This is a genomic window from Kineococcus gurbantunggutensis (genome assembly GCF_050871925.1).
In the GTDB taxonomy this organism is placed as follows: domain Bacteria; phylum Actinomycetota; class Actinomycetes; order Actinomycetales; family Kineococcaceae; genus Kineococcus.
The window spans coordinates 12,817-37,479 of sequence record NZ_JBJLSG010000037.1 but is presented as its reverse complement, the minus strand read 5'-3'; the positions used below and the strand labels follow the sequence as shown (position 1 = coordinate 37,479).

At 77.4% G+C, this 24,663-nt stretch carries 27 protein-coding genes; 10 read left to right on the top strand and 17 right to left on the bottom strand.

Annotated elements, in window-relative coordinates:
* Positions 1-87 precede the first annotated feature (87 nt).
* The 7 genes from cynS to ACRYR7_RS09615 all read right to left on the bottom strand — a co-directional run bounded on the left by cynS (position 88) and on the right by ACRYR7_RS09615 (position 7,054).
* Positions 88-537: a cyanase gene (cynS, locus tag ACRYR7_RS09645; protein WP_432571865.1), complete on the bottom strand. Its 450-nt coding sequence runs from the start codon at positions 535-537 to the stop codon at positions 88-90.
* 53 nt (positions 538-590) lie between these two features.
* On the bottom strand, positions 591-1,445 hold the full coding sequence (locus ACRYR7_RS09640; RefSeq protein WP_432571864.1) for a formate/nitrite transporter family protein: 855 nt from the start codon (positions 1,443-1,445) through the stop codon (positions 591-593).
* Positions 1,446-1,602: 157 nt separating this feature from the next.
* The gene (locus ACRYR7_RS09635; protein WP_432571863.1) at positions 1,603-1,956 is read right to left on the bottom strand and encodes a hypothetical protein; all 354 of its coding nucleotides are present in this window, start codon (positions 1,954-1,956) and stop codon (positions 1,603-1,605) included.
* Between the two features lie 145 nt (positions 1,957-2,101).
* On the bottom strand, positions 2,102-3,961 hold the full coding sequence (locus ACRYR7_RS09630; protein WP_432571862.1) for an ABC transporter ATP-binding protein: 1,860 nt from the start codon (positions 3,959-3,961) through the stop codon (positions 2,102-2,104).
* A gap of 53 nt (positions 3,962-4,014) precedes the next feature.
* Positions 4,015-4,551, bottom strand: a complete 537-nt coding sequence (locus ACRYR7_RS09625) for a DUF427 domain-containing protein (RefSeq protein WP_432571861.1) — start codon at positions 4,549-4,551, stop codon at positions 4,015-4,017.
* Positions 4,548-5,666: a carboxylate-amine ligase gene (locus ACRYR7_RS09620; protein ID WP_432571860.1), complete on the bottom strand. Its 1,119-nt coding sequence runs from the start codon at positions 5,664-5,666 to the stop codon at positions 4,548-4,550. Before ACRYR7_RS09620 ends, ACRYR7_RS09625 begins: the two co-directional genes overlap by 4 nt.
* Positions 5,663-7,054: an amino acid permease gene (locus ACRYR7_RS09615; protein ID WP_432571859.1), complete on the bottom strand. Its 1,392-nt coding sequence runs from the start codon at positions 7,052-7,054 to the stop codon at positions 5,663-5,665. Before ACRYR7_RS09615 ends, ACRYR7_RS09620 begins: the two co-directional genes overlap by 4 nt.
* A gap of 112 nt (positions 7,055-7,166) precedes the next feature.
* On the opposite strand from ACRYR7_RS09615, the gene ACRYR7_RS09610 reads away from it, so the two are divergent.
* A complete protein-coding gene (locus ACRYR7_RS09610; protein WP_432571858.1) occupies positions 7,167-7,628 on the top strand; it encodes a PPOX class F420-dependent oxidoreductase in 462 nt (153 codons plus the stop codon).
* 28 nt (positions 7,629-7,656) lie between these two features.
* Here ACRYR7_RS09610 and ACRYR7_RS09605 read toward each other — a convergent pair whose 3' ends face one another.
* Entirely contained in the window at positions 7,657-7,848 is a 192-nt protein-coding gene (locus tag ACRYR7_RS09605; RefSeq protein ID WP_432571857.1) for a DUF1059 domain-containing protein, read from the bottom strand.
* Positions 7,845-9,131, bottom strand: coding sequence for an EAL domain-containing protein (locus ACRYR7_RS09600; protein WP_432571856.1), 1,287 nt, complete (start codon positions 9,129-9,131; stop codon positions 7,845-7,847). Before ACRYR7_RS09600 ends, ACRYR7_RS09605 begins: the two co-directional genes overlap by 4 nt.
* 66 nt (positions 9,132-9,197) lie before the next feature.
* Between ACRYR7_RS09600 and ACRYR7_RS09595 the strand changes: the two genes are divergently transcribed.
* Positions 9,198-10,433: a lytic transglycosylase domain-containing protein gene (locus tag ACRYR7_RS09595; protein WP_432571855.1), complete on the top strand. Its 1,236-nt coding sequence runs from the start codon at positions 9,198-9,200 to the stop codon at positions 10,431-10,433.
* 4 nt (positions 10,434-10,437) lie between these two features.
* Here ACRYR7_RS09595 and ACRYR7_RS09590 read toward each other — a convergent pair whose 3' ends face one another.
* Together ACRYR7_RS09590 and ACRYR7_RS09585 are read right to left on the bottom strand one after the other, a co-directional pair.
* Positions 10,438-11,226: an anti-sigma factor family protein gene (locus ACRYR7_RS09590; protein ID WP_432571854.1), complete on the bottom strand. Its 789-nt coding sequence runs from the start codon at positions 11,224-11,226 to the stop codon at positions 10,438-10,440.
* A complete protein-coding gene (locus tag ACRYR7_RS09585; RefSeq protein WP_432571853.1) occupies positions 11,223-11,732 on the bottom strand; it encodes a sigma-70 family RNA polymerase sigma factor in 510 nt (169 codons plus the stop codon). Before ACRYR7_RS09585 ends, ACRYR7_RS09590 begins: the two co-directional genes overlap by 4 nt.
* A gap of 234 nt (positions 11,733-11,966) precedes the next feature.
* On the opposite strand from ACRYR7_RS09585, the gene ACRYR7_RS09580 reads away from it, so the two are divergent.
* Complete coding sequence (locus tag ACRYR7_RS09580; protein WP_432571852.1) at positions 11,967-12,728, top strand: pyridoxine/pyridoxamine 5'-phosphate oxidase; 762 nt, start codon at positions 11,967-11,969, stop codon at positions 12,726-12,728.
* Positions 12,729-12,784: 56 nt separating this feature from the next.
* Here the strand turns inward: ACRYR7_RS09580 and ACRYR7_RS09575 are convergent, their stop codons facing one another.
* The gene (locus ACRYR7_RS09575) at positions 12,785-13,534 is read right to left on the bottom strand and encodes an ABC transporter ATP-binding protein (RefSeq protein WP_432571868.1); all 750 of its coding nucleotides are present in this window, start codon (positions 13,532-13,534) and stop codon (positions 12,785-12,787) included.
* Positions 13,535-13,713: 179 nt separating this feature from the next.
* Between ACRYR7_RS09575 and ACRYR7_RS09570 the strand changes: the two genes are divergently transcribed.
* The gene (locus ACRYR7_RS09570; protein WP_432571851.1) at positions 13,714-14,514 is read left to right on the top strand and encodes a hypothetical protein; all 801 of its coding nucleotides are present in this window, start codon (positions 13,714-13,716) and stop codon (positions 14,512-14,514) included.
* On the opposite strand, the gene ACRYR7_RS09565 is transcribed toward ACRYR7_RS09570, so the two are convergent.
* The 3 genes from ACRYR7_RS09565 to glgA are packed head-to-tail and all read right to left on the bottom strand — an operon-like array spanning position 14,511 to position 17,337.
* Complete coding sequence (locus tag ACRYR7_RS09565; RefSeq protein WP_432571850.1) at positions 14,511-15,047, bottom strand: isoprenylcysteine carboxyl methyltransferase family protein; 537 nt, start codon at positions 15,045-15,047, stop codon at positions 14,511-14,513. The two genes, ACRYR7_RS09570 and ACRYR7_RS09565, sit on opposite strands and share 4 nt — an antisense overlap.
* A complete protein-coding gene (locus ACRYR7_RS09560; protein WP_432571849.1) occupies positions 15,044-16,132 on the bottom strand; it encodes a type III polyketide synthase in 1,089 nt (362 codons plus the stop codon). Before ACRYR7_RS09560 ends, ACRYR7_RS09565 begins: the two co-directional genes overlap by 4 nt.
* A 14-nt stretch (positions 16,133-16,146) precedes the next feature.
* Positions 16,147-17,337: a glycogen synthase gene (gene glgA / locus ACRYR7_RS09555; protein WP_432571848.1), complete on the bottom strand. Its 1,191-nt coding sequence runs from the start codon at positions 17,335-17,337 to the stop codon at positions 16,147-16,149.
* Between the two features lie 142 nt (positions 17,338-17,479).
* Here glgA and glgC point away from each other — a divergent pair, with 142 nt between their 5' ends.
* The 3 genes from glgC (at position 17,480) to serB (ending at position 20,944) form a co-directional block, all read left to right on the top strand.
* The gene (gene glgC, locus ACRYR7_RS09550; protein ID WP_432571847.1) at positions 17,480-18,721 is read left to right on the top strand and encodes a glucose-1-phosphate adenylyltransferase; all 1,242 of its coding nucleotides are present in this window, start codon (positions 17,480-17,482) and stop codon (positions 18,719-18,721) included.
* 61 nt (positions 18,722-18,782) lie between these two features.
* Entirely contained in the window at positions 18,783-19,610 is an 828-nt protein-coding gene (locus tag ACRYR7_RS09545) for an LLM class F420-dependent oxidoreductase (protein WP_432571846.1), read from the top strand.
* Positions 19,611-19,666: 56 nt separating this feature from the next.
* The gene (gene serB, locus ACRYR7_RS09540) at positions 19,667-20,944 is read left to right on the top strand and encodes a phosphoserine phosphatase SerB (RefSeq protein ID WP_432571845.1); all 1,278 of its coding nucleotides are present in this window, start codon (positions 19,667-19,669) and stop codon (positions 20,942-20,944) included.
* 242 nt (positions 20,945-21,186) lie between these two features.
* On the opposite strand, the gene fabI is transcribed toward serB, so the two are convergent.
* Positions 21,187-21,954 carry an enoyl-ACP reductase FabI gene (fabI, locus tag ACRYR7_RS09535; RefSeq protein WP_432571844.1) on the bottom strand — a complete coding sequence of 256 codons (768 nt, stop codon included), beginning with the start codon at positions 21,952-21,954 and terminating at the stop codon, positions 21,187-21,189.
* A 29-nt stretch (positions 21,955-21,983) separates the two neighbouring features.
* Positions 21,984-22,670 (bottom strand): 3-oxoacyl-ACP reductase FabG, encoded by a 687-nt coding sequence (gene fabG, locus ACRYR7_RS09530; RefSeq protein WP_432571867.1) that lies wholly within the window; start codon positions 22,668-22,670, stop codon positions 21,984-21,986.
* 157 nt (positions 22,671-22,827) lie between these two features.
* Here fabG and ACRYR7_RS09525 point away from each other — a divergent pair, with 157 nt between their 5' ends.
* From ACRYR7_RS09525 to ACRYR7_RS09515, 3 genes are read left to right on the top strand one after another with little or no spacing between them, the layout of a single operon-like run.
* Complete coding sequence (locus ACRYR7_RS09525) at positions 22,828-23,223, top strand: DUF3099 domain-containing protein (protein WP_432571843.1); 396 nt, start codon at positions 22,828-22,830, stop codon at positions 23,221-23,223.
* Positions 23,224-23,279: 56 nt separating this feature from the next.
* Positions 23,280-23,549: a hypothetical protein gene (locus tag ACRYR7_RS09520; RefSeq protein WP_432571842.1), complete on the top strand. Its 270-nt coding sequence runs from the start codon at positions 23,280-23,282 to the stop codon at positions 23,547-23,549.
* Positions 23,546-24,631, top strand: a complete 1,086-nt coding sequence (locus tag ACRYR7_RS09515) for an SURF1 family cytochrome oxidase biogenesis protein (RefSeq protein WP_432571841.1) — start codon at positions 23,546-23,548, stop codon at positions 24,629-24,631. The genes ACRYR7_RS09520 and ACRYR7_RS09515 overlap by 4 nt, the downstream gene beginning before the upstream one ends.
* Positions 24,632-24,663 lie beyond the last annotated feature (32 nt).

Genomic DNA, 24,663 nt, shown 5'->3' with positions numbered 1-24,663 from the left:
GCCCCCCGCCGGGACGCCGTCACCCGCAGCGCGTCCGCCTCGAGCCGCGCCGCGGGGTCGCGGCGCACCGCCCGGCGGGGCCGGGGCTCACCAGCGGTAGTCGAGGAACTTCCCGTCGAAGGTGACGACGACGCGGTCGCCGTCGGGGTCGGGGCGGCGGGCGATGTCCACCCGGAAGTTGATGGCGCTCATGATGCCGTCGCCGAACTCCTCGTGGATGAGCTCCTTCAGGGCCGGGCCGTACACCGACAGCGCCTCGTGGAAGCGGTAGACGGTGGGGTCCGAGGCCAGCGCGGGGTCGGAGCCGCGGTAGGGCTGGTCCTGCAGCGCGGTGACCACCTCCTCGTCCAGCTCCAGCAGCTTCCCGACGAGCCGGGCCTGCTCGGCGGTCATCGGGTGCTGCCCGAGCAGCGCGGCGGTCGTCCACACCAGCGGGGCGCCGAGGTGCTCGGCCAGCTCCGCCCAGCTCAGCCCGGCGCGGGTGCGCGCGGCGCGCACCCGGGCGCCGGCCTGGGCCTTGGTCAGCACGTCGGTCACGGGGGTTCCTCCGTCGTCGGGGGGTGGGGTCGTCGGGGGGTGGGGCCGGGCGGTCAGCGGGCGGCGGCGGGGACCTCGTCGCGCACGCCGACCTGCTGCGGCACCGCGCGCGGGCGGCCGGTGCGGGCGTGGGTGGCGTACAGGGTCAGCCCGACGAACGTCAGGCCGCCGACGAGGTTGCCGAGCACGGTGGGGACCTCGTTCCACACCAGGTAGTCGCCCAGGGAGAACTGCCCGCCCAGCAGCAGGCCGGTGGGGAAGAGGAACATGTTGACGACCGAGTGCTCGAAGCCCATGTAGAAGAAGACGATGATGGGCATCCACATGGCGATGACCTTGCCGGGCACGCTGGTGGAGACCATGGCGCCGACGACGCCGGTGGAGACCATCCAGTTGCACAGCAGGCCGCGCACGAACAGCGTGAGCATCCCAGCGGCGCCGTGCTCGGCGTAGCCCAGGGTGCGGGCCTCGCCGATCTCGCCCAGGCGCTGGCCCACCTCGTTCGGGTCCACGGAGAAGCCGTAGGTGACCACGATCGACATGAGCACCGCCACGGTCAGCGCGCCGGCGAGGTTGCCGGTGAAGACCAGCCCCCAGTTGCGCAGCATGGAGCGCCAGGTGACGCCGGGGCGGCGGTCGAGCAGGGCCAGCGGCACGAGCGTGAAGACGCCGGTGAGCAGGTCGAAGCCCAGCAGGTAGAGCATCGCGAAGCCGACCGGGAAGAGCAGCGCGCCCACCAGGGCGTCGCCGGTCTGCACGGTGACGGTGACCGCGAAGGCCGCGGCCAGCGCGAGGATCGCGCCGGCCATGTAGGCGCGCACGAGGGTGTCTCGGGTCGCCATGAGGGCCTTGGACTGGCCGGCGTCGATCATCTTCACGACGAGGTCGGGCGGGCTGACGTAGGACACGGCGCTGGTCTCCGGGGGGGATCGGCGGACCGCGGTCCGCGGAGGCGGTGCGGGGTCGCGCCACAGCCTGCGCCCGGCGTGTTTCACCGCGGTCAGGGCCCCGTCTCGGCCGCGTGAACTCCCGCTCTCGGCGGCGGGCGGGCGCTGTGAGCGGTGCTCAGCGCGCGGCGGGCACGGCCAGCGCGGTCGCGGCCAGTGCCAGCAGGGCCCCGGCCAGGCGCACCGCGTCGGCGCGGCGCAGCCGGCGCAGCAGGTGCGGGCGCGGGCCCTCGCGCCCCAGGCGGGCGTGGGTGGGCCCGGCCACCAGGGCCGTCGCCGCCCCGGCCAGGGCGCTGCCCGCCCCGGCGAGCACGAGGGCACCGCTGAGCGCCGTGGTGGCCAGCGCCCACGCCCAGGTGCCCAGCACCGCGCCGTAGACGAGGGCCACGACGGGGGTGATCCGCCGCGAGTGCGCGGAGTGCACCGCGGCCCAGTCGCGCTCGGGGACGGCCGCCAGCGCGGGGTAGACCACGAGCGTGACGACGAGTTGGTCGCGGCCGTGATGCTGGGCGCCGGCAAGTAGGGCTGTCAGCGGGTGCACGCCCCGGGCGCCCCCCGCGCCGCCGGGGGCGGCGCCGTCCCTGGCGTCTGCGCCGTCGCCGCCACCGGTCGGGGGCTCACGGCAGCGCGAACTGCGTCTCGTGCAGGTGCGCGTAGCGCCCGTGCAGGGCCATCAGCTGCGCGTGGGTGCCGCGCTCGACGACCCGGCCGGCCTCCAGGACGAGGATCTGGTCGGCACCGCGGATCGTGGAGAGCCGGTGGGCGATGACCAGCGCGGTGCGCCCGGTCAGCGCCTCGTCCAGGGCGGCCTGCACCGCGGCCTCGGAGGCGGAGTCCAGCGAGGCGGTCGCCTCGTCGAGCACCACCACGCGCGGCTGCGCCAGCAGCAGGCGGGCGATGGTCAGCCGCTGGCGCTCGCCGCCGGAGAAGCGGTAGCCGCGCTCGCCGACGACGGTGTCCAGCCCCTCGGGCAGCTGCGCCACCAGCTCGCCCAGGCGGGCGCGCTCCAGGGCCTGCAGCAGCTCGGCGTCGGTGGCGCCCGGGCGCGCCAGCAGCAGGTTCGAGCGCAGCGACTCGTGGAAGAGGTGCCCGTCCTGGGTGACGACGCCGACGGCGGAGCGGATGGAGGCCGCGGTCAGGTCGCGCACGTCCACCCCGCCCAGGCGCACCGCGCCGCCGGAGACGTCGTACAGGCGCGCCAGCAGCTGGGCGGTGGTCGACTTGCCCGCCCCCGAGGAGCCCACCAGCGCGACGACCTGCCCCGGCTCGACGCGGAAGGTCACGTCGTGCAGGACGGGCACGCCGCCGCGCGCGTCGAGGACGGCGACGTCCTCCAGGGAGGCCAGGGAGACCTCCGAGGCGGCCGGGTAGGCGAAGTCGACGTGGTCGAACTCCACCGTCAGCGGCCCGGCCGGCAGCGCCCGCGGGCGCTCGGGGTCGCGCACCAGCGGCACCAGGTCCAGCACCTCGAAGACCCGCTCGAAGCTGACCAGGGCGCTCATAACGTCCACCCGGGCCCCGGCCAGCGCCGTCAGCGGCGCGTACAGGCGCGTCAGCAGCAGCGCGAGGGTGACGATGCTGCCGGCGTCCAGGCGCCCGCCGACGGCGGCCAGGCCGCCCACGCCGTACACCAGCGCCAGCGCCAGCGCCGAGGCCAGCGTCAGGGCGGTGACGAACACGGAGTTCAGCACGGCGGTGCGCACCCCGATGTCGCGCACCCGGCGGGCGGCCTCGGCGAAGGCGCGCGACTCGTCGTGCGGGCGGCCGAAGAGCTTGACGAGGGTGGCGCCGGGGGCGGAGAAGCGCTCGGTGGACTGGTTGGTCATCGCGGCGTTCAGCTGGGCGGCCTCGCGCGAGAGCGCCGCCAGGCGCCGGCCCATGCGGCGCGCGGGCACGAGGAACACCGGCAGCAGCACCAGCGCCAGCACCGTCACCAGCCAGGACGTCGTGAGCATCACGGCCGCGGTGAGCACCACGGACACGGCGTTGCCCACGACGCCGGACAGGGTGCCGGAGAAGGCGCGCTGGGCGCCGAGCACGTCGCTGTTCAGGCGGGAGACGAGGGCGCCGGTGCGGGTGCGGGTGAAGAACGCCACCGGCATGCGCTGCACGTGGTCGAAGACGCGGGTGCGCAGGTCGAGGATGAGGTCCTCGCCGATCCTGGCCGACAGCCAGCGCACCCACAGCCCCAGGGCCGCCTCGGCCAGGGCCACCAGCGCGATGAGCACCGCCAGCAGCACCACGCGCCGGCCGTCGCCGGCGGTGACGGCCTCCACCGCGCGCCCGGCGAGCACCGGCGAGGCCACGGCCAGCACCGAGGTGACCACGCTGCCGGCGACGAAGACCCCCAGCCGGCCCCGCCGCTCGCGCGCGAGGTCAAGGACGCGCTGGACCGTCTCCCGGGAGAGGGGCCGCTGCTGCTGCTCCGCGCTGGTGGCCCGCCACAGCGAGTGCCACGCGGCCGACTCCATCGACACGCCTGCAGGCTAGGCCCCGCCCGCGACACGGGCACCCCGCCGGGGGGCCCGGTTCACCAGCCGAGGCTGCCCGGACCGCCCTTGAAGGGGCCGACGACGTCGTCGCTGACCCAGCCGCCGTAGAAGCCGCCCGGCTGCGGGCGCACCTCCTCCTCGTCGAGCAGGCACACCACGCGCCCGGGGGCGCAGCCCGGGTACAGCGAGACGGCCCCGGCCAGGTCGGCGAAGGCGGCGGTGGGGCTGGGGTAGGACCACGCCGCGCGCTCGGCCGCGACGGAGCCGTCCGGGGCCAGGACGTCCAGGTAGCCGGCCAGGCCCTTCCACTCGCACCAGCTCTCCCCCGCGGCAGGCCGCAGCAGGCCCGGGTCGAGCGCGGCCGGGGCGAGGTAGTACGTCGGCGGGTGGCTGGTCTCCAGCACCCGCCACGCCAGGCGCGAGCCGGCGGGGGCGTCGGCCAGGACCGCCCCGTCGACGAGCACGCGCACCCGGCGCCGGGCCACCTCCAGGCGCGGCGGGCGCGGGTAGTCCCACACGGACTCCTGCCCGGGGCCGGGGGGCACCGGGCGCACGCCGGGCGGCAGGACGGTCACGGGGCCTCCTCGGGGCGGGGCGGGTCGGGCTCGTCCAGGGTGAGGCGCGCGGCGTGCCGCAGCATCCCGGGGACCCCCTCGGCGGCGGCGACCGCGCGCTGCCAGCGCGCGCCGCTGCCGCGCCGCAGCACCGCCGCGACGCCCTCGCGCACCAGCGCCTCGTCGCCGGCGGCGGCCAGGGCGGGCGCGACGTGCTCGAGAAGGTCGCCGACCACCTGCGCGGCCGGGCGGGGGGTGCCGGTCAGCGGGTGCACCAGCTCGCCGTCCACGCCGTCGCAGGAGGCGCGCCAGGAGGCCAGGCGCAGCACCTCCACGCGGGCCTCGGGCACCGGCCGCCCGGCGCGGTGCGCGGCGACGGCGGTGTCGGCCAGCGCCCGCACCAGCCCGGCGAGCACCACGGCGTCGTCCACGCGCAGGCACACGTCGGCCACCCGCACCTCCACGGTGGGGTAGCGCGCCGAGAGGCGGACGTCGAAGTAGAGCATCCCGGTGTCCAGGGGCACCCCGGTGGCCAGCGCCCGCCGCACCAGGGCGTCGTAGCCGGCGGCGTCGCCGACGGCGTCGGTGGGCCCGGCGGTGGGCCAGCGGTCCCACACCCGCGAGCGGTAGCTGGCGTGGCCGGTGTCCAGGCCCTGCCAGAACGGGGAGTTCGCGCTCAGCGCCAGCAGCACCGGCGCCCAGGGCCGCAGCCGGTCCAGCACCGCGGCGCCCTCGTCGCGGTCGGCGACGCCGACGTGCACGTGGCAGCCGCACGTGAGCTGCTCGCGCGAGAGCAGCCCGAAGCGCTCGCGCAGCCGCTCGTAGCGCTCCCCGGCGGACAGGGTGGGCACCCCGCCCAGCGGGTGGGTGCCCAGGGCCAGCAGCGCCGCGCCGCCCGCGCCGGCGGCCGCGGCCAGCTCGCGCCGGCGCGCCAGCAGGTCCGCGCGCAGCTCGGCCAGCGAGGTCTGCGGCGCCGAGCCGGTCTCCACCTGCTCGCGCTGCAGCTCGCTCTGGCCGCGCCCGGGCGCCAGCACGCCCAGCACGCGGGGCGCGTCGGGGCGGGCGGTGCCGTCGACGGGGTCGGCGAGCAGGTGCTCCTCCTCGACCCCGACGGTGCGCGCGCCGGCCCCGCTCACCCCCGCGCCCCGGGGGTGCCGGCGCCGACCGGGCGGCCGGCGCGGCGCTGGCGCAGCACGCCCACCGTCACCACCGCGGCCGTCAGCACGGCCGACAGCCCCAGCTCCACGCGCTGGCCGGGCAGCACCACCATGAGGACCAGCACCGCGGCGATGAAGGCGAGGGTGGCGTACGTCAGCCACGGGAACAGCCACATGCGCACCGCCGGCCGGCGCCCCTCGGCGTCCAGCTGCCGGCGCACCCCGATCTGCGACAGGGCGATGAAGGCGTAGACGACCAGGGCCAGGGCGCCGCTGGTGGCCAGCAGCAGCTCGAAGATGCGGTCCGGCAGGGCGTAGTTGCCCACGACGGCGAGGAAGCCGACGGCGGTGGAGGCCAGGATCGCCCCGCGCGGGACCCCGCCGGGCGAGACCCGCCCGAACCACGCCGGGGCGTCCCCGCGCCGCGAGAGCGAGAACGCCATGCGCGAGGCGGTGTAGAGGGCGGAGTTCAGGCAGCTGGCCACGGCGGTGAGGATGACCAGGTCCATGATCGTGGAGGCGCCGGGGATGCCGATGGCGTCCAGGACGCTCTGGTAGGAGCCGTCGCGCTCCAGGGCCGGGGAGTCCCACGGCACCAGGGCGACGATGACGGCGATCGAGCCGATGTAGAACAGCCCGATGCGGCCGATGACGGAGTTCACGGCCCTGCGCACCCCGCGCTCGGGGTCGGGGGACTCCGCCGCGGCGATGGTGACGATCTCGGTGCCCATGAAGCTGAACATCGTCAGCAGCACGGCGGCCAGCACCGCGCCGAAGCCGTTGGGCAGCAGACCGCCGGCCGCCGACAGCCCCGGGGTCCCGCTGACGTCGGAGCCGGGCAGCACGCCGAGCACCGCGAGGACGCCCACGGCGATGAAGGCGAGGATCGCGACGACCTTGACCATGGCGAACCAGAACTCGAACTCGCCGAAGTTGCCGACGCTGGCGAGGTTGGAGGCGGTCAGCAGCACGGTGACCAGCAGCGCCCACACCCACTGCGGGGCGCCGATCCAGCCGGTGAGGATCTCCGCGGCGGCGGTGGCCTCCACGGGGATCACCAGCACCCAGAACCACCAGTACAGCCAGCCCACGCTGAACCCGGCCCAGCGGCCCAGGGCCCGGTCGGCGTAGGTGGAGAAGGAGCCGGTGTCCGGGTGGGCGGTGGCCATCTCCCCCAGCATCCTCATCACGAGCACCACGAGGGTGCCGGCGAGGACGTAGGACAGGAGCACGGCCGGGCCGGCCTCGGCGATGGCGCTCTTGGACCCGACGAACAGGCCCGCGCCGATGACGCCGGCGATGGAGATCATGGTGATGTGCCGGGGCTTGAGCCCCGTCCCCAGGTCCGTCTGCTGCTCGGTGCGCACGTCGCTCCTCCCGTCCCCGGTCCGGCGACCGGTGCGCGGCACTGTGCACCACAGCGCGCCGTCACGACCACTCGCGGACCGTCACGGCCGCGGGGCGGTAGCCTCCCGCGACGTGCCCACCACCGCCACCACCACCCGCGTCGACCGCGACGGCCTGCTGGAGTTCGCCCGCGGCCGCCACCACGTCGTCCTGCTGACCCGCCGCGCGGACGGCTCGCCGCAGCTGTCCCCCGTGACCGCCGGCGTCGACGCCGAGGGCCGCTTCGTGATCTCGTCCTACCCCGAGCGCGCCAAGGCCGTCAACGCCCGCCGCGACCCGCGCGTCAGCGTGCTGGTCCTCTCCGACGACTTCGGCGACGCGTGGGTGCAGGTCGACGGCACCGCGGAGGTGCTGGACCTGCCGGAGGCGCTGGAGCCGCTGGTGGAGTACTTCCGCTCCATCTCCGGCGAGCACCCCGACTGGGACGAGTACCGCGAGGCGATGTCGCGGCAGGGCAAGTGCCTGCTGCGCGTCACGCCCGAGCGCTGGGGGCCGGTGGCCACCGGCGGCTTCCCCGCGCGCCTGTCCGGCTGAGGCGGGGGCGGAGCGGGCCGCGCGGGGCTCAGCCGGTCCCGCCGGGGTCCGGCTCCTCGCGCACCCGCTCGCACACGGCCCGCACCAGGTCCTCGTCGGGCACCACGCCGTGATCGCGGCGCGCGTGCTCGTCCACCTGCGCCAGGACCGCCGCGAGGTCCTCGCCGAGGAACTCGCGGTGGCAGCCGGGCACCACGTCCCCGCAGCGGAACGCCTTCACGCCCCCACCCCCCTCACCCCGCCGGCCCCGCCGGCCGGGCCCGCGCCGGCGGACAGCTCCAGCACCAGGTCCTCCACGCCCACGAGCCCCACGTACCGGCCGGTGGCGTCGGTGCACACCAGCGGGTCGAAGCGCAGCTGCGGCGCGCGCGAGACGGCGCGCGCGGCGGCCTCGGGCACCGACGTCTCCGGCGCCAGCGCGCTGAGCACCTCGCGCACCCGCGGGCCGGCGCCGGCCGCGGCGGCCGGCAGCACCAGCGCCCGCGGCACGTCGCGCTCGTCGACCACGACGACCGGGGCGCCGTCCTCGACGACGGCGCGCGCCGCCTCGTCGACGGCCCGGCAGGTCTTGCTGCGCCGCGCCAGCCGCCCCGCCCCGCCGGGCGCGGCCGGCGCCGGGGCGGCCGGGGCGGTGCTGAGCAGCCGGCGCGCCCGCGGCGACAGCGGTGCGAAGGACCCGGCCGGGCGGGCCAGCAGGAAGCCCTGCACCAGCGGCACGCCCATCGAGCGCAGCACGTCCAGCTCGGCGGGGGACTCCACGCCCTCGGCGAGCACCCACGCATCCAGCCGGTCGGCGCACTCGCCGAGGAAGCGCACCACGGAGCGCTTGACGAGGTCGCGGTCCAGGTCGCGCACGAGCTGCAGGTCCACCTTGAGCACGTCGGGGCGCACCAGGGCCATGCGCAGCAGGCCGGAGTGCCCGGTGCCCACGTCGTCCAGCGCGACGCGGGCACCGCGCTCGCGCAGCGCGGCCAGCGCCCCGGCCAGGGCGGCGTCATCGCAGTCGGTGTGCTCGGTGACCTCCAGGACGACCGAGGTCAGGTCCTGCCCGTCCAGCAGCTCCCGCACGCGCGGGTCGCCGAGCGACTCCGGGGCCGCGTTGAGGGCCAGGAAGGTCCCGTGCGGCAGCCGCCGGCGCAGCGGCAGCGCCGCGCGCAGCACCAGCAGGTCCAGCGCGGCGCTGCGGCCGAGCCGGCGCGCGGCGCCGAACCACTGCTCGGGCCCGTGCGGGGGGTCGAAGCGGGAGAGCACCTCGTACCCGGCGACGCGGCCGGCGGCCACGTCGACCACGGGGTGCAGCACCAGCCGCAGCCGCTCGGGGCGGGCGACGAGCTCGTCGAGGCGCCGGGACCACTCGTCCGCCGTGGACCGCTCGCGCGGGTGGTGCGGGACCGCACGGGCTGCCCCCACGTCCACCTCCTCCCCGCCGCCGTCGGCGGGCACGCGCCGGCCCTGCGCCCGGCTCGCGCCGAGGTCCCCGGGAGCATAGTGCTGTGACTGCATGGTCACAGTTCGTAGTGAGGTGGTCTCGCGCTCAAGGTCCCCGGGCGCGGTGCCGACGCCCTCGACGTGGCAGGCACCCGGCTCCGGCGCGGCACCGCGCGCCCGTGCGGGACCGCCCCGGCGCCCAGGACGCTGGGCACCGCGCTGGGCACCGCGCTGGGCGCCGCGCTGAGCGCCGTGCTGCTCGCCGTCCCGGCCTCCGCCGCACCGGCCACCCCCTCCCCCGCCGCCACCTCCGGCGCCACCACGGGCACGGCCGCCGCCGCGCGCGCCGAGGCGGAGGCCGCGCGCGCCGCCGCCGAGCGGGCCGGCGCGAGCGCGGCCGACGTCCAGCGCGCGCTGGTCGAGCAGCGCGCGGCCGTGCAGCGCGCCGCCGGCGCCGCCGTGGCCGCCGAGGTCGAGCAGCAGCGGCTCAGCGCGGGCGCGGCCGACGCCCGCGCCCACGGCACCCGCCGCGTGCGCGCGCTGTACATGGGCCCGGCGCGCGGCCTGACCGGCAGCGGCGGGTACGCGGTGGTGCGCTCGCTGCTCACCGGGGCCGACCCCGCGCAGGCGCTGCGCGCCCGCGAGATCGCCGACGGCCCGCTCGCCGCCGGCTCGCGGGCGGGCGAGGCCGCCACCGCCGGGGCCGTGGCCCGCGCCGCGGACGCGCGCGCCGCCTCCGCCGCCGCCGACGCGGCCGCCGTCGCCGGCGTGGCCGCGCTGCGCGAGCTCTCCGCGCGCTCGGGGCGGCTGCAGCAGGACCTCGCCGAGGCGCAGCGGCGGGTGGGCTCCCTCGACGCGCGCGCCGCGCGGCTGCAGGCCGCCGAGGACGCCGAGCGGGCGCTGGCCGCCGCGCGCGCGGCCGCCGCGGCCGCCGCGGCCGAGGCCGCCCGCGCGACCTCCGCGGTGCGCGCCGCGAGCGCCCCCACCGGGTACGCGGACCTGTACGCGCGGGCGGCGACGACGTGCCCGGGGATGCGCGCGGCGCTGCTGCAGGCCGTGGGCCAGGTCGAGAGCGGGCACGGGCGGAACGTGGGCCCCTCCTCGGCCGGGGCGTTGGGGCCGATGCAGTTCATGCCGGCCACGTTCGCCGCCTACGCGGTCGACGGCGACGGCGACGGGGACACCGACGCGCTGGACCCGGCCGACGCGGTGTTCACCGCCGCGCGGTACCTGTGCGCCAACGGCGCCGGGCGCGGGCGCGCCGCGGAGGCCGGTGCCCTGTTCCGCTACAACCACGCCGACTGGTACGTGGCGATGGTGCAGCGCGTGGCCGACGAGGTCGCCGCCGGCGGCGGGGACCCGCTGCCTGCCGGCTGAGCCCTCAGGAGCGGCCGGCGCCCTCGTCCAGCCGCAGCAGCGCGGTGCCCTCCAGGGTCTGCACCTCCACCGCCGAGATGCGCTCGCGCGTCAGCGAGGTGGCACCGCTCAGGCGCGCGTCGCGTCCGGGCACGGCCGTCCAGGTGCCGATGCGCTCGGCGCGGCCCTCGGCGTCCTTGACGACGAGGGCGTACGGGTAGGACCGGCCGGCGGTGTCGGAGGCGTAGGCGCACACCAGGTCCACCCGCGTGCCCCAGGCCACCGGCGTCAGCTGCGCGGTGGCGGTCAGCGGCACCGGCACCAGCGGCTCCAGGGAGCGCACCGAGCCCGCCCCGGCGCCCGGGGGCTCGGTGGACGGGGCGGGCGCGCTGGACGGGGCGGGCGCGCTGGACGGGGCGGGCGCGGTGGGCAGCGCGGTGGGCACCGCGCCGCCGTCGCCCAGCACCGCCGCCCCGGCCAGCACGGCCAGGCACGCGGCGGCCGCCCCGCCGGCGAGCAGCACCAGGCGGCGCCGGCGGCGGCGGGCGCGCACCTCGCGCAGCAGGCGCGGCAGCAGGGTGTCCGGCGCGCGCGGCGGCGCCGGCGCCGGCGCCTCGTCGTCCAGGGCGGCGAGCACGTCCGCGGGCACGCGCGAGAGCAGCCCCGGCAGGCCGGCCAGGTCCTCCACGGCCGCCCGGCAGGACGCGCACCCGGGCAGGTGCTCCTCGAACGCGTCGCGCTCGGCGGGGCTCAGCGCCCCGAGCACGTACGGCCCGGCGCTCGTGGCGAACGCGTCGCCCGGTCCGCTCGTCACCGGCGGCTCACCCCCATCTCCTGCAGGGCCAGTCTGAGGTTCATCAGCGCGTAGTGGGTGCGCGACTTCACCGTGCCGGCGGGCACGCCCAGCGCGCGGGAGGCCTCGGCCACCGAGCGGCCCCGGAAGTAGCACTCGCGCAGCACGGCGCGGTGCTCGGGCGACAGGCGCTCCAGGGCCTGCGCGACCACCCACTGCTGCAGGACCTGCTCGGACTCGTCGACGACGGAGGAGTCGGGGACCTGCGCGCGCACGCTCTCGCGCCGCGCGCGCGCCGAGCGGCGCTGGTCGATGACCAGGCGCCGGGCGACGGTGAACAGCCAGGCGCGGTTGGAGCCGCTGGCGGGGTCCATGGCCCCCGGGTGGCGCCAGGCGCGCAGCAGGGTCTCCTGCACGACGTCCTGGGCCTCGGCGCGGTCCCCGGTCAGGGAGAGCACGTAGCCGAACAGGGCGCCGGCGTGCTCCTCGTGCAGCGCGCGCACCAGCTCCTCGTCGGCGTCGGTCACCGCGTCCCCGCTCCTCCCCGGCGCGCCCCGCGCGGGCCGCCGTCGTGCGGGGGAACGGTGCAGCGGGGCGGACGGTTCGACGGGCCCCGGCGAGGGCGCTTGGACGGGCGCCGGGCAGGGCGCCGGGCAGCGCACCGGGGAGGGCGCCGGGGGGAGGACCGGCACCGGCGGCAGCGCGGGCACCGGCACGGCGCGGGCACGCCGGGCCCCGCGCGGGCGGGTACCTTGTCGACCGTGACGAGCACGGCCCGGTCCTGGTCCCCGACCCCGGCGGACGCCCCGCCGGGCGAGCACGCCGGCCCCGCCGGCGAGCGCCGTCCCGGGCGCGGCCCGGACGGCGGCGCGCAGCCCCTGCGCGACTGGCTGCGCGACCTGCCGCTGCTGGCGGCCGGCGCGCCGGCGTTCGAGCCCGCCGAGGCCCCCGAGGACCCGCTGGAGCTGCTGGTGGCGTGGCTGCGCGAGGCGGCGGCGGCCGGGGTGCCCGAACCGCACGCGCTGACCCTGGCCACGGTCGACGCCGCCGGGCGCCCGGACGCGCGGGTGCTGGTGCTCAAGGACGTCGCCGAGTCGGCGCTGTGGATCGCCTCCGAGGCCGGCAGCCCCAAGGGCCGGCAGCTGGCGTCGGTGCCGGTGGCGGCGCTGGTCTTCTACTGGCCCCAGCAGGGCCGGCAGGTGCGGGTGCGCGGGCGGGTGCGCCAGGCCGACGAGCAGCGCGCCGCGCGCGACTTCCTGGAGCGCCCGGCGCACGGGCGGGCGGAGTCGCTGCTGGAGCGGCAGAGCCGGCCGCTGGACGAGGCGCACCTGTCCGACGAGTTCGCCGACGTCGACGACCTGGTGGAGCTGGAGCCGTCGGTGGTGGCCTCCACGTGGCGGCTGTGGGGCGTGGACGCCTCGCGCGTGGAGTTCTGGCAGTCCGCGCCCGACGGGCGGCACCTGCGGCTGCGCTACTCGCGCGCCGAGCACGGCGGCTACGACCGCCAGCTCCTGCGCCCCTGACGCGACCGCCGCGGCGTCCCCCGGCGCCGCGGGTGCGCGGGTGCCCGCGGCGCCGCTCAGACGGCGAGCGCCGTCAGCCGCCCGCCGCGGCGCTGCACCGACAGCGCCAGGCCGAAGGTGCGCGAGAGCAGCGTGGAGGTGAGCACCCGCTCCACCGGGCCGGAGGCCACCGCGCGCCCGCCGCGCAGCAGCAGCGCGTGGGTGGTGCCCACGGGGATCTCCTCCACGTGGTGGGTGACCATCACGGTCGTGGGCGCGGCGGGGTCGGCGGCCAGGGCCGTCAGGCGCCGCAGCAGGTCCTCGCGCCCGCCGAGGTCCAGGCCGCCGGCGGGCTCGTCGAGCAGCAGCAGCTCCGGGTCGGTCATCAGGGCGCGCGCGATCTGGGTGCGCTTGCGCTCGCCGTCGCTGAGGGTGCCGAAGGGCCGCTCGGCCAGGTGCGCCACGCCGAGCAGGTCCAGCAGCTGCAGGGCGCGCTCCTCGTCGTCGGGGTCGTACGCCTCCTGCCAGCGGCCGGTGACGCCGTAGGCGGCGGTGAGCACGACGTCGCGGACCTTCTCCTGCCCGGGCACCGAGCGCGCCAGGGCGGTGCTGGCCAGACCGATGCGCGGGCGCAGCTCGAAGACGTCGACGCGGCCGAGGCGCTCGCCGAGCACGCGCACGGCGCCGGAGGTGGGGAACAGCCGGGCGGCGGCCACCGAGAGCAGCGTGGACTTGCCGGCGCCGTTGGGGCCGAGCACGACCCAGCGCTCGCCCTCGCGCACGCGCAGGTCCACGGCGTCGAGCAGGACGCTGGTGCCGCGCCGCACGGTGACGGCGTCGAGGCCGAGGACCTCGTCCTCGGCGACGTCCTCGGCGACGTCCTGGGCGGTGTCCTGGGCGGTGGCGGTCCGCGCGGCGTCCGGGGTGGCAGGCACGTCGGGAACCCTAGCCAGCGCGCGGGAGCGCTGCCCGGCGGGGGGCCGGGCGCCGTCGTAGGCTGCGCCGCGTGCTCGACCTGCCCCGTTCCGCGCGGCTGGCGGCCTGGGGCACCGGTGTGCTCACCGGTGCCGCCGGCCCGGACGCCGCGGTCGCCGCGGTGGTGCGCGACGACGAACCGCACGCCGTGCGCTGGGACGGCGACGCGCCCACCGCCCCCGGCCCGGACCCGCACGACGTGCGCGCCCTGCTGGCCTCGCTGGCGGCCGCCGGGTGCGGGCCGCTGCTGCTGGCGCTGCCGGTGCCCGGCGACCCGGGGGGCCTGCCGGGCCCGCCGGCGGTGAACGTCGCGGCGCTGCGGGCCGGGGAGTGCGTGGTGGCCGAGCCGCCGGGCGCGGCCGGGCGCTGGGCGCTGGTGCCGGAGGTCACCGAGTTCGGCTCGGTGTGGGAGCCGGGGGCGATGGTGACGTGGGCGGTGCTGGGCGCGGCGCCGCGCCGGGCGCCGGAGAGCTCCAGCGTGGCCGACTCCGAGCGGGAGCTGCGCCTGGCGCTGGCGACCGCCACGCAGGCGCTGGCCGCGCTGGACGTGGCGCGCTGGCGCGAGGACGCCGCGGACCGCATCGCGGCGGTGCGCGACGGCGGCCTGGCGCGCGACGCGCTGCCGCCGGGCACCTCCCCGCGCGCGGCGCGGGTGCTGCAGACCGCGGCGCGGGTGCTGGCGATCGTGGAGCTGGCCGGGGAGGACGACGGGGCGGCGGTGACGAGCTTCGAGGCGACCTCGCGGGCGCGGGCGCTGCGCGAGGTCGCCGCGGTGGCCCGCCGCGCCGTGGTGGCCGCGGTCAACGCGCACGCCGAGCCCGTGCGGCCCTAGGCGCGCCCGGGCGCGGGCAGGGCGGCCAGCGCGCGGTTCTCCGCCGGCAGCCGGAAGCCGAGCAGCAGCACGGCGTTCAGGACGGTGAAGACCACCGCGGTGACCCAGCAGGTGTGCACCAGCGGCAGCGCGACCCCCTCCAGCACCACGACGAGGTAGTTGGGGTGCTTCAGCCACCGGTAGGGCCCGCGCACCACCGGCGGCATGCCCGGCACGACGATGACGCGGGTGTTCCAGCGCGGGCCCAGCGAGGCGATGCACCACCAGCGCAGGGCCTGGCTGAGCACGACCAGGGCCAGCATCGGCCAGCCCAGGGCCGGCAGGAAGGGGCGGTCGGCGAGCAGGGCCTCGGCCAGGCAGGCCAGCAGCAGGCCCGTGTGCAGCACGACCATCGGGCCGAAGTGGCCCCGGCCGGTCTCCACCCCGCCGCGCTCGAAGGACCAGCGCGCGTTGCGGGTGGAGACCACCAGCTCGGCCAGGCGCTCCACGCCGGTGGCCAGCACCAGCAGGGCGTACAGCAGCCCGGCGCTCACGCGGCGGCCCGCAGCAGGACCTGCTCGGTGCCCACGCCGGGGCCCACGGCCAGCACCAGGGCGTGCTCGCCGGGCACCCGCTCGGTGGCGGCCAGCACGTGCAGCACCGAGGAGCTGGACAGGTTGCCCACCTCGCGCAGCGAGTCCCAGCTGGGCGCCAGCGCCCCCTCGGGCAGGCCCAGGGCCCCGGAGACGGCCTGCAGCACCTTGGGCCCGCCGGGGTGCACCACCCAGCGCTGCACCCCGGCCACGTCCAGGCCCCGCTCCCCCAGCAGGGCGTCGACCTCCGCGCCCAGCTCGGCGGCCAGCAGGTCCGGCAGGTCCGGGGCCAGCACGATGCTGAAGCCGGAGCTGCCCACGTCCCAGCCCAGCGAGCCGGCGGTGCCGGCGAACAGCCGGCTGCGCGAGGCCAGCACGTCCCAGCCGGGGGTGCCGGCGGCCCGCTCGGCCCCGGCGAGCACGACAGCGGCGGCGCCGTCGCCGAACAGTCCGCTGGCGACGAGGTTGGCGGTGGAGCGGTCGTCGTGCTGCAGGGTCAGCGAGCACAGCTCCACCGAGACCAGCACGCCCACCTGGTCCGGGTGCCCGGCGAGGTAGTCGTCCACGCGCGCCAGGCCGGCGGCGCCGCCGGCGCAGCCCAGCCCGAAGGACGGCAGCCGCTTGACGGTGGGGCGCAGTCCCCCGCGCACCACCAGCGCGGCGTCCAGGGAGGGGGCGGCCACGCCGGTGACGGTGGTGAACAGCAGGAAGTCCACCTCCTCCGGGGCCACGCCGGCGCCGGCCAGGGCGCCCTTCAGGGCCCGCTCGGCCAGGTCCAGGCCCACCTCGGCGAACGCCGCGTTGGTGGCGGTGAAGGAGCCCAGGTCCGCGTAGCGCTCCAGCGGCACCGCCAGGTGCCGGCGCTGCACGCCGCTGGCGGCGTGCAGGCGGTGCAGCAGGCGCCGGCGCGGGCCCTCCGGGGCCAGCAGGGGCACGAGCTGCTCGGAGACCTCCTCCTGCTCGTAGCGGTGCGGGGGCAGGACGGGTTCCACCGCGACGACCCGGGAGGTCGGGGGGGACGTTCGGGTCGGCGCGGTGGACGGCATGGGCCGATGCTGTCTCAGAGGACCGACTCGTACACCTCGAGGGTGCGTCGGCCGATCGCGGACCAGCTGAAGGACTCCACCGCGCGGCGGCGCCCGGCGGCGCCGCGCTCGCGGGCGCGGTCGGGGTCGGAGACGGCCTCGGCGAGCGCGGCGGCCAGGTCGGCGACGAACCGGTCGGGGTCCACGGGGGCGCCGGTGCCGTCCTGCACCTGCTCGATGGGCACCAGCCAGCCGGTGACGCCGTCCTGCACGACCTCGGGGATGCCGCCGGTGGCGGTGCCGACGACGGCGGCGCCGCAGGCCATGGCCTCGAGGTTGACGATGCCCAGCGGCTCGTACACCGAGGGGCACACGAAGACCGTGGCCTGCGAGAGGTGCTGCAGCAGCTCCTCGCGCGTCAGGTGCCGGTCCAGCCAGACCACCCCGGAGCGCTGCTGCTGCAGCTCGGCGACCAGCCCGGAGACCTCCGCGGCGATCTCGGGGGTGTCGGGGGCGCCGGCGCACAGCACCAGCTGCACCTCCGGCGGCAGCTGCGCGGCGGCGCGCAGCAGGTGCGGCAGGCCCTTCTGGCGGGTGATGCGCCCGACGAAGACGACGCTGGGGCGGTCGGGGTCCACGCCGTTGGCGCGCACGAGGTCGCGGCCCTCCACGGGCGTCCACTCGGTGGCGTCGATGCCGTTGTGGACCACGTGCACCCGCGCGGGGTCCAGCGCCGGGTAGCTGCGCAGGATGTCCGCGCGCATGCCGGCGCTGACGGCGACGACCGCGGCGGCGGCCTCGAAGGCGGTGCGCTCGGCCCAGCTGGAGAGGGCGTAGCCGCCGCCGAGCTGCTCGGCCTTCCACGGCCGCAGCGGCTCCAGGCTGTGCGCGGTCACCACGTGCGGCACGCCGTGCAGCAGGGAGGCCAGGTGGCCGGCGGTGTTGGCGTACCAGGTGTGCGAGTGCACCAGGTCCGCGCCGGCGGCGCCGGCGGCCATCGGCAGGTCCACCCCCAGGGTGCGCAGCGCCGCGTTGGCGCCGGCCAGCTCGGCGGGCTCGCCGTAGGCGGTGACGCCCTCCTCCGCGCGCTCGGCGCCGAAGCAGCGCACGAGCACCTCGGGGCCGCCGTCGAGGGCGCGCAGCGCCCGCACGAGCTCGGCGACGTGCACGCCGGCGCCGCCGTAGACCTCCGGCGGGTACTCCTTGGTCAGCAGGTCCACGCGCATGATCACTCCTCGTGCTCGGCCGGTGCTCGCCCGGTGACGGTGCTCCTCGCGCCCGGTCGTGCCGGGCCGACCACCCCGCTGCCGTGACGACTTCGGGGTGTTGCCCGGGCATCGTGGCGGTCGCGGCCCTATGGTGCCCCTCGTGGCTGCTCCCAACGTCCTCGCGATCGTCCTCGCCGGCGGGGAGGGCAAGCGGCTCATGCCCCTCACGGCGGACAGGGCCAAGCCGGCCGTGCCGTTCGGCGGCACCTACCGGCTGATCGACTTCGCCCTCTCGAACCTGGTCAACGCGGGCTACCGCAAGATCGTGGTGCTGACGCAGTACAAGTCGCACAGCCTGGACCGGCACATCTCGCAGTCCTGGCGGATGTCCAACCTCTTCGGCAGCTACATCGCCTCGGTGCCGGCGCAGCAGCGCGTGGGCAAGCGCTGGTACCTCGGCAGCGCCGACGCCATCTACCAGTCGATGAACCTCATCTCCGACGAGCGCCCCGACATCGTCGTCGTGGTCGGCGCCGACCACGTCTACCGCATGGACTTCTCCCAGATGGTCGACGCGCACATCGCCTCCGGGGCGCCGTGCTCGGTCGCGGCGATCCGCCAGCCCATCTCGCTGGCCGACCAGTTCGGCGTCATCCAGACCGAGCCGGGCAGCAGCCGCATCGCGCAGTTCCTGGAGAAGCCGAAGAACCCGCAGGGCCTGGCCGACTCCCCGCACGAGGTCCTGGCCTCGATGGGCAACTACGTCTTCGACGCCGACGCGCTCGTGGACGCGGTCACCCGCGACGCCGAGGAGGAGGACTCCAAGCACGACATGGGCGGGGACATCGTGCCCGACTTCGTCGAGCGCGGCCTGGCCGGCGTGTACGACTTCAAGGACAACGAGGTGCCCGGCGCCACCGACCGCGACCGCGCCTACTGGCGCGACGTGGGCACCATCGACGCCTACTTCGAGGCCCAGATGGACCTCATCTCGGTGCTGCCGGTCTTCAACCTCTACAACTACGAGTGGCCCATCATCGCCGCGCAGGACTTCTACCCGCCGGCGAAGTTCGTGCACGGCTGGCAGGGCACCTACGGGCACGCGGTCAACTCGATCATCTCCGCCGGCACCGTCGTCTCCGGGGCCCTGGTGGAGAAGTCCGTGGTCTCCCCGCGGGTGCGCCTGGACTCCTGGGCCCACGTCAGCGAGTCCGTCCTGATGGACAACGTGCAGGTGGGCCGGCACGCGGTGGTGCAGCGGGCGATCCTGGACAAGAACGTCGTCGTGCCCGAGGACGCGCGCGTGGGCGTGGACCCCGAGGAGGACCGCGCCCGCGGCTTCACCGTCACCGACTCCGGCATCACCGTCGTCGGCAAGGGCCAGACGATCCCGCCGCACTGAGGCGACCCGGGCCCCGCGCGCCCCTGTCGCGCGCGGGGCCCGGTGCGGCAGCATCCGTGCCATGACTTCCCCCGCACCCGCCGGCGACCGTCCGGTGCGCATCGGCGTCCAGCTCCAGCCCCAGCACGCGCAGTACCCCGCGATCCGCGCGGCCGCGGCGCGCGCGGAGGAGATGGGCCTGGACCTCGCCTTGAACTGGGACCACTTCTACCCGCTGTACGGCGACCCCGACGGCCTGCACTTCGAGTGCTGGACGATGCTGGCCGCCTGGGCCGAGGCCACCAGCCGCATCGAGATCGGCGCCCTGGTCACCTGCAACAGCTACCGCAACCCCGAGCTGCTGGCGGACATGGCCCGCACCGTGGACCACGTCTCCGCGCACGACACCGGCACCGGCCGCCTCGTGCTCGGCATCGGCTCGGGCTGGTTCGAGAAGGACTACGCCGAGTACGGCTACGAGTTCGGCACCGCCGGCGGCCGGCTGGACAAGCTCGCCGAGGACCTGCCGCGCATCGAGTCGCGCCTGGCCAAGCTCAACCCGGCCCCCACCCGGCACATCCCGGTGCTCATCGGCGGCGGCGGGGAGAAGAAGACGCTGCGCATCGTGGCCCGGCACGCCGACATCTGGCACGGCTTCGGCGACCCGGAGACCATCGCGCGCAAGCACGAGGTCCTCGACGGGCACTGCGCGGCGATCGGGCGCGACCCGGGCGAGATCGAGCGCTCGGCCGGGGTGGACGCCGCCGACAGCCCCGCGGACAAGGGCGAGGCGCTGCACGCGGTGGGCACGCGGCTGTTCACGATCGGCGTCGGCGGCCCGGACTTCGACCTGGCGCCGCTGGCGGAGTGGGTGGCCTGGCGCGACGAGAAGAACGCCGCGCGCTCCTGAGGCGGGACCGGTCCGCCGCGCCGGGGCCGGCGCGGCGGACCGGTAGCCTCCGTGCCGTGCCCGGAACCCTCGACGCCACGTCGCCGGGCCCCGCGCCCGGCACCGCCCCCACGCTGCTGGTCACCGTCACCGGCGCCGACCGCCCCGGCGTCACCTCGGCGCTGTTCACGGCGCTGGCCGGCACCGACGCGGAGGTCCTCGACGTGGAGCAGGTCGTCGTCGGCGGCGTGCTGACCCTGGCCGTGCTGGTGGGCACCGGCAGCGCGGCGGCCGTCACCTCCGCCCTGAGCGGCTGGGGCGAGCCGCACGGGCTGGACGTGACCTGCACGGTGCGCGAGCCGGTCGCCCCGGCCGCGCGGCCGCGCCGGCTGCACGTGACGCTGCTGGGGGCTCCGCTGCTGCCCGCGGCGATCGCCCGCACGACCGCGGTGCTCGCCGAGCGCGGCGCGAACGTGGACCGGGTGCGGCGGATGTCCTCCACGCCGGTGACCAGCGTGGAGTTCGACGTCTCGGTGGACGCCACCGCCGCGGAGGTGCTGGACCTGCGCCGCGCGCTGGCCGCCGAGGCCGGCCGGCACGGCCTGGACGCGGCCGTCTCCCCCGGCGGCCTGGCCCGCCTGGGCCGGCGCCTGGTCGTCATGGACGTGGACTCCACGCTCATCCGCCAGGAGGTCATCGAGCTGCTGGCCGCGCACGCGGGCCGCGAGGCCGAGGTCGCCGCGGTCACCGAGCGCGCCATGCGCGGGGAGATCGACTTCGCCGCCTCGCTGCGCCAGCGCGTGGCGTGCCTGGAGGGCCTGGACGTCTCGGTGGTGCAGCGGGTGCGCGAGGCCGTGGTGCTCACCCCGGGCGCGCGCACGCTGTGCCGCACCCTGCACCGCCTCGGCTTCACCCTGGCGCTGGTCTCCGGCGGGTTCCTGGAGGTCGTCGGCCCGCTGGCCGCGGAGCTGGGCATCGCGCACGTGCGCGCCAACCGGCTGCAGGTGGTGCACGGGCGCTTCACCGGCCGCCTGCTGGGGCCGGTGGTGGACCGGGCGGCCAAGGCGGCGGCGCTGCGCGAGTTCGCGGCCGCCGAGGGCCTGCCGCTGCACCGCACGGTGGCCATCGGCGACGGCGCCAACGACCTGGACATGATCGGCGCGGCCGGCCTGGGCATCGCCTTCAACGCCAAGCCGGTGGTGCGCGAGCAGGCCGACGCTGCCGTGAACGTGCCCTACCTGGACGCGGTGCTGCCGCTGCTGGGCATCACCCGCGAGGACGTGGAGGACGCCGACCTGGCCGAGGAGGTCCTCGCCGAAGGCGCCGCGCCCGGGCCGCTCGCGGCGCGGCGCTGAACCGAGCTCGACGGCGCTGGACCGCGCTGGACCAGGCTGGAGGGCGCTGGACCGGGCTGGACGGCGCCGGCCGCACGACCCGGGCGGGTCGTGCGGCCGGTGGTGCGGGCGGTGCGCTCAGCCGCGGGTGCTGGCCCAGGTGGCCAGCGCCACCAGCGCGGCGACCACCAGGACCATCGTCCCGGCCAGCACGGCCAGGCGGCGGCCGCCGGAGGGCGGGGGCTCGGGGGCCACGGTGCGCCTCAGGACCCCATGGCGTGGAAGCCGCCGTCGACGTGGATCATCTCGCCGGTGGTGGCGGGGAACCAGTCCGACATCAGCGCCAGGGCGGCGCGGGCGGGCGGCTCGGTGTCCGTGACGTCCCAGCCCAGCGGGGAGCGCTCGCCCCAGGTGCCCTCCAGGGTCTCGAACCCGGGGATCGAGGTGGCGGCGGTGGTGCGCAGCGGGCCGGCGGAGACGACGTTGACGCGCACGCCCTTCGGCCCCAGGTCGCGGGCCAGGTAGCGGGCGGTGGACTCGAAGGCGGCCTTGGCCACGCCCATCCAGTCGTAGACCGGCCACGCCACGCGCGCGTCGAAGGTCAGCCCCACGACCGAGCCGCCGCTGCCCATGAGCGGCAGGGCCGCCACGGCGATCGACTTCAGCGAGTACGCCGAGACCTGCAGGGCCGTGGCCACGCTGGACCACTCCGTGTTGAGGAAGTTGCCGCCCATGGCGTCCTTGGGCGCGAAGCCGATGGAGTGCAGCACGCCGTCGAGGCCGTCGACGTGCTCGCGCACCCGGCCCTCCAGCGCGGCGAGGTCCTCCTCGCTCGTGGCGTCCAGCTCCACCACCGGCGCCGGCTTCGGCAGCCGCTTGGCGATGGTGGAGGTGATCTTCATCTGGCGCCCGAAGGACGACAGGACGACCTCGGCCCCCTCCTCCTGCGCCACCCGCGCGACCGCGAACGCGATCGAGCGGTCGGTGAGCACTCCGGTGACGAGCAGCCGCTTGCCGTCCAGCAGACCCATGGGTTCCCTCTCCGATCCTTCAGCTTCTGTCAGTGGCCCATGCCGAGGCCGCCGTCGACGGGCAGCACCGCGCCGTTGACGTAGCCGGCGTCGGCGAGGAACAGCACGGCCTGCGCGACGTCGTCGACGGCGCCGAACCGGGCGGCGGGGATGCGGCCCTTGTAGTCCGCCTGGGTGGCCTCGGGCAGCGCGCGCGTCATGTCCGTGTCGATGAAGCCGGGGGCGACGACGTTGGCGGTGATGCCGCGCCCGCCCAGCTCGCGGGCGATGGAGCGGGCCAGGCCGACCATGCCGGCCTTGCTGGCCGCGTAGTTGCTCTGCCCCGGCGAGCCGTACAGGCCCACGACGCTGGAGACGAAGACGATGCGCCCGCGCTTGGCGCGCACCATCCCGCGCACGGCGCGGCGGGCGCAGCGCCAGGCGCCGGCCAGGTTGGTGTCGACCACGGCGTCGAAGTCCTCGTCGGCCATGCGCATGAGCAGCTGGTCGCGGGTCACCCCGGCGTTGGCCACGAGGACCTCCACGGGCCCGTGCGCAGCCTCCACCTCGGCGAACGCCGCGTCCAGGGAGGCGCCGTCGGTGACGTCGGCGCGCACCCCGAGCAGGCCCTCGGGCGCCTCGCCGGAGCGGTGGGTCACGGCCACGCGGTCGCCCTGCGCGGCGAAGGCGCGGGCCACGGCCAGGCCGATGCCCCGGTTGCCGCCGGTCACCAGCACGCTGCGCGGCGTGCGCCCGGTGGCGGGGCTGCTCGCGGCCGCGGTCGCGGGGTCGGTCGTGGCGTCGGTCGTGGCGTCGGGCACGGGGAGGAAAGCTAACGCATCGGACCGCTGCTCACCGGGCGCGGGTGTCGGAGGGCGGGCTTACCGTGGCCTCGTGCCTTCGCACCCCACCCGCACCAGCGGGCTCCACGCCCCGGCCGACGACCCGGGCGTCTACCGGATCACCGCCGCCCCCACCGCGCACACCGACGACCTCGGGGTGCGCTACCGCAAGTACGTCGTCTCGATGCTCGTGCGCACCGCCTGCTTCGTGCTCTTCGTGGTCGTCGACCACTGGACGCGCTGGTTCTTCGTGGCCGGCGCGCTGTTCCTGCCGTACGTGGCCGTGGTGCTGGCCAACGCCGGGCGCGAGTCCAAGGGCCCGCCGCCGGAGTCCTTCTCCGTGCCCACCGCGCCGGTGCACGACCTGCCCGCCCTGGAGGCGCGCATCACCGCGGTGCGCTCGCCCGGCGACGACGCGCCCCGCGGGCCCGGCGAGCGCGCCTCCTGAGCGGCGCGCCGCGGGCGGCCGTCGCCGTCGCCGGCCGGCGGTGCGAGACTGGCGCCGTGGACACTCCAGCCGTCCCCGCTGCGCCGCGCACGCTCGGCAGCCGCGGGGAACCGGGGCACGAACCGCCGTCCGACCTCGTGTGCAGCGCCCGCGGCTGCACCTCCCCGGCCGACTTCGGCCTGATGTGGAACAACCCGAGCCTGCACACGCCCGAGCGCCGCAAGACGTGGCTGGCGTGCGAGCAGCACCGCGAGCACCTCACGCAGTTCCTCGGCGCGCGCGGCTTCCTGCGCGAGGTCGTCGGGGTGGACACCCTGCCCTCGTGAGGTCCGGCACGACCCCCGCCGGCGCCCGTGCCGGCGGGCAGCCCGCCGCGCCCGTCCCGGCGGGCGCCGGCGCGCGGGGCACCGGTGCGCGCGGCGTGCTCGGCCTGCTGCGCGAGCAGCGCTGGCGCCGCGGCCTGGCGCTGGCCGTGGCCGTGGGCGTGGTGTGCGTGCTGCTGGGGCAGTGGCAGTGGCACCGCCGCCAGGCGCGGCTGGCCGCCAACGCCCCCCTGGTCGGCAACTACGACGCCGCCCCGGTGCCGGTGGACGAGGTCCTGCCCGCCGGCGGGGCGCCGCTGGCCGCGCGCGACGCCTGGACGCCGGTGCGCGTGAGCGGCACCTACGACGCCGGCGCCACGGTGCTGGCGCGCAACCGCCAGCTCGGCGACGCGGTCGGCTACGACGTGCTCGTCCCGCTGGTGCTGGCCGACGGCACCGCGCTGCTCGTGGACCGCGGCTGGGTGCCCGCCGGCAGCACCAGCAGCGCCCCCGACGCGGTGCCCGCCGCACCGGGCGGGACGGTGAGCGTCACCGCGCGGGTGCGCCCGTGGGAGCCGGCGCGGCGCAGCAGCGTCCCGGCCGGGCAGGTCGCCTCGATCGCGCAGGAGCCGGTGCGGCGGGTCACCGGCGCCGCCGGCGTGGCGCGGCTGCGCGGCGGCTACGCGGTGCTGGCCTCGGAGGAGCCCGCCCCGGCGGTGGCCCTGCCGCGCGCCGGGCGGCCCGAGGTCGACGAGGGCCCGCACCTGGCGTACACGGTGCAGTGGTACGGCTTCGCGCTGACCGCGCTGGTGGTGTGGGTCGTCGCGGGTCGCCGCGAGCTGCAGGCCCGCGAGCTGCAGGTGCGCGGTGCGCTGTCCGCCCCGGGAGCCGCCCCGGACGGTGGTGGCGCGGCCGGCGGCGACGACGTGCCCGGTGGTGCGCCGGGCGGCCGGGACGAGGGCGGTGCGGTGCCGGGTGCGGCGACGGGCGCGGGGCCGGGCGCGGCCCGGCCGGCGCGGCGTCGCCCCGTGCGGGTGGCGCGGCCCGGCAGCGACGAGGAGGCCGAGGACGCCGAGGTGGAGGCCGGGGCGCGGCCCCGGCGCTGAGGTCGGCGCTGAGCGGCCGCGCTGAGCGACGG

Coding starts and splice junctions, on each gene's coding strand:
- ACRYR7_RS09545 (WP_432571846.1), top strand. CDS start 18,783: ATGACTTCCCCCGCACCCGCCGGCGACCGTCCGGTGCGCATCGGCGTC.
- fabI (WP_432571844.1), bottom strand. CDS start 21,954: ATGGGTCTGCTGGACGGCAAGCGGCTGCTCGTCACCGGAGTGCTCACC.
- ACRYR7_RS09560 (WP_432571849.1), bottom strand. CDS start 16,132: ATGCCGTCCACCGCGCCGACCCGAACGTCCCCCCCGACCTCCCGGGTC.
- glgA (WP_432571848.1), bottom strand. CDS start 17,337: ATGCGCGTGGACCTGCTGACCAAGGAGTACCCGCCGGAGGTCTACGGC.
- ACRYR7_RS09600 (WP_432571856.1), bottom strand. CDS start 9,131: ATGCAGTCACAGCACTATGCTCCCGGGGACCTCGGCGCGAGCCGGGCG.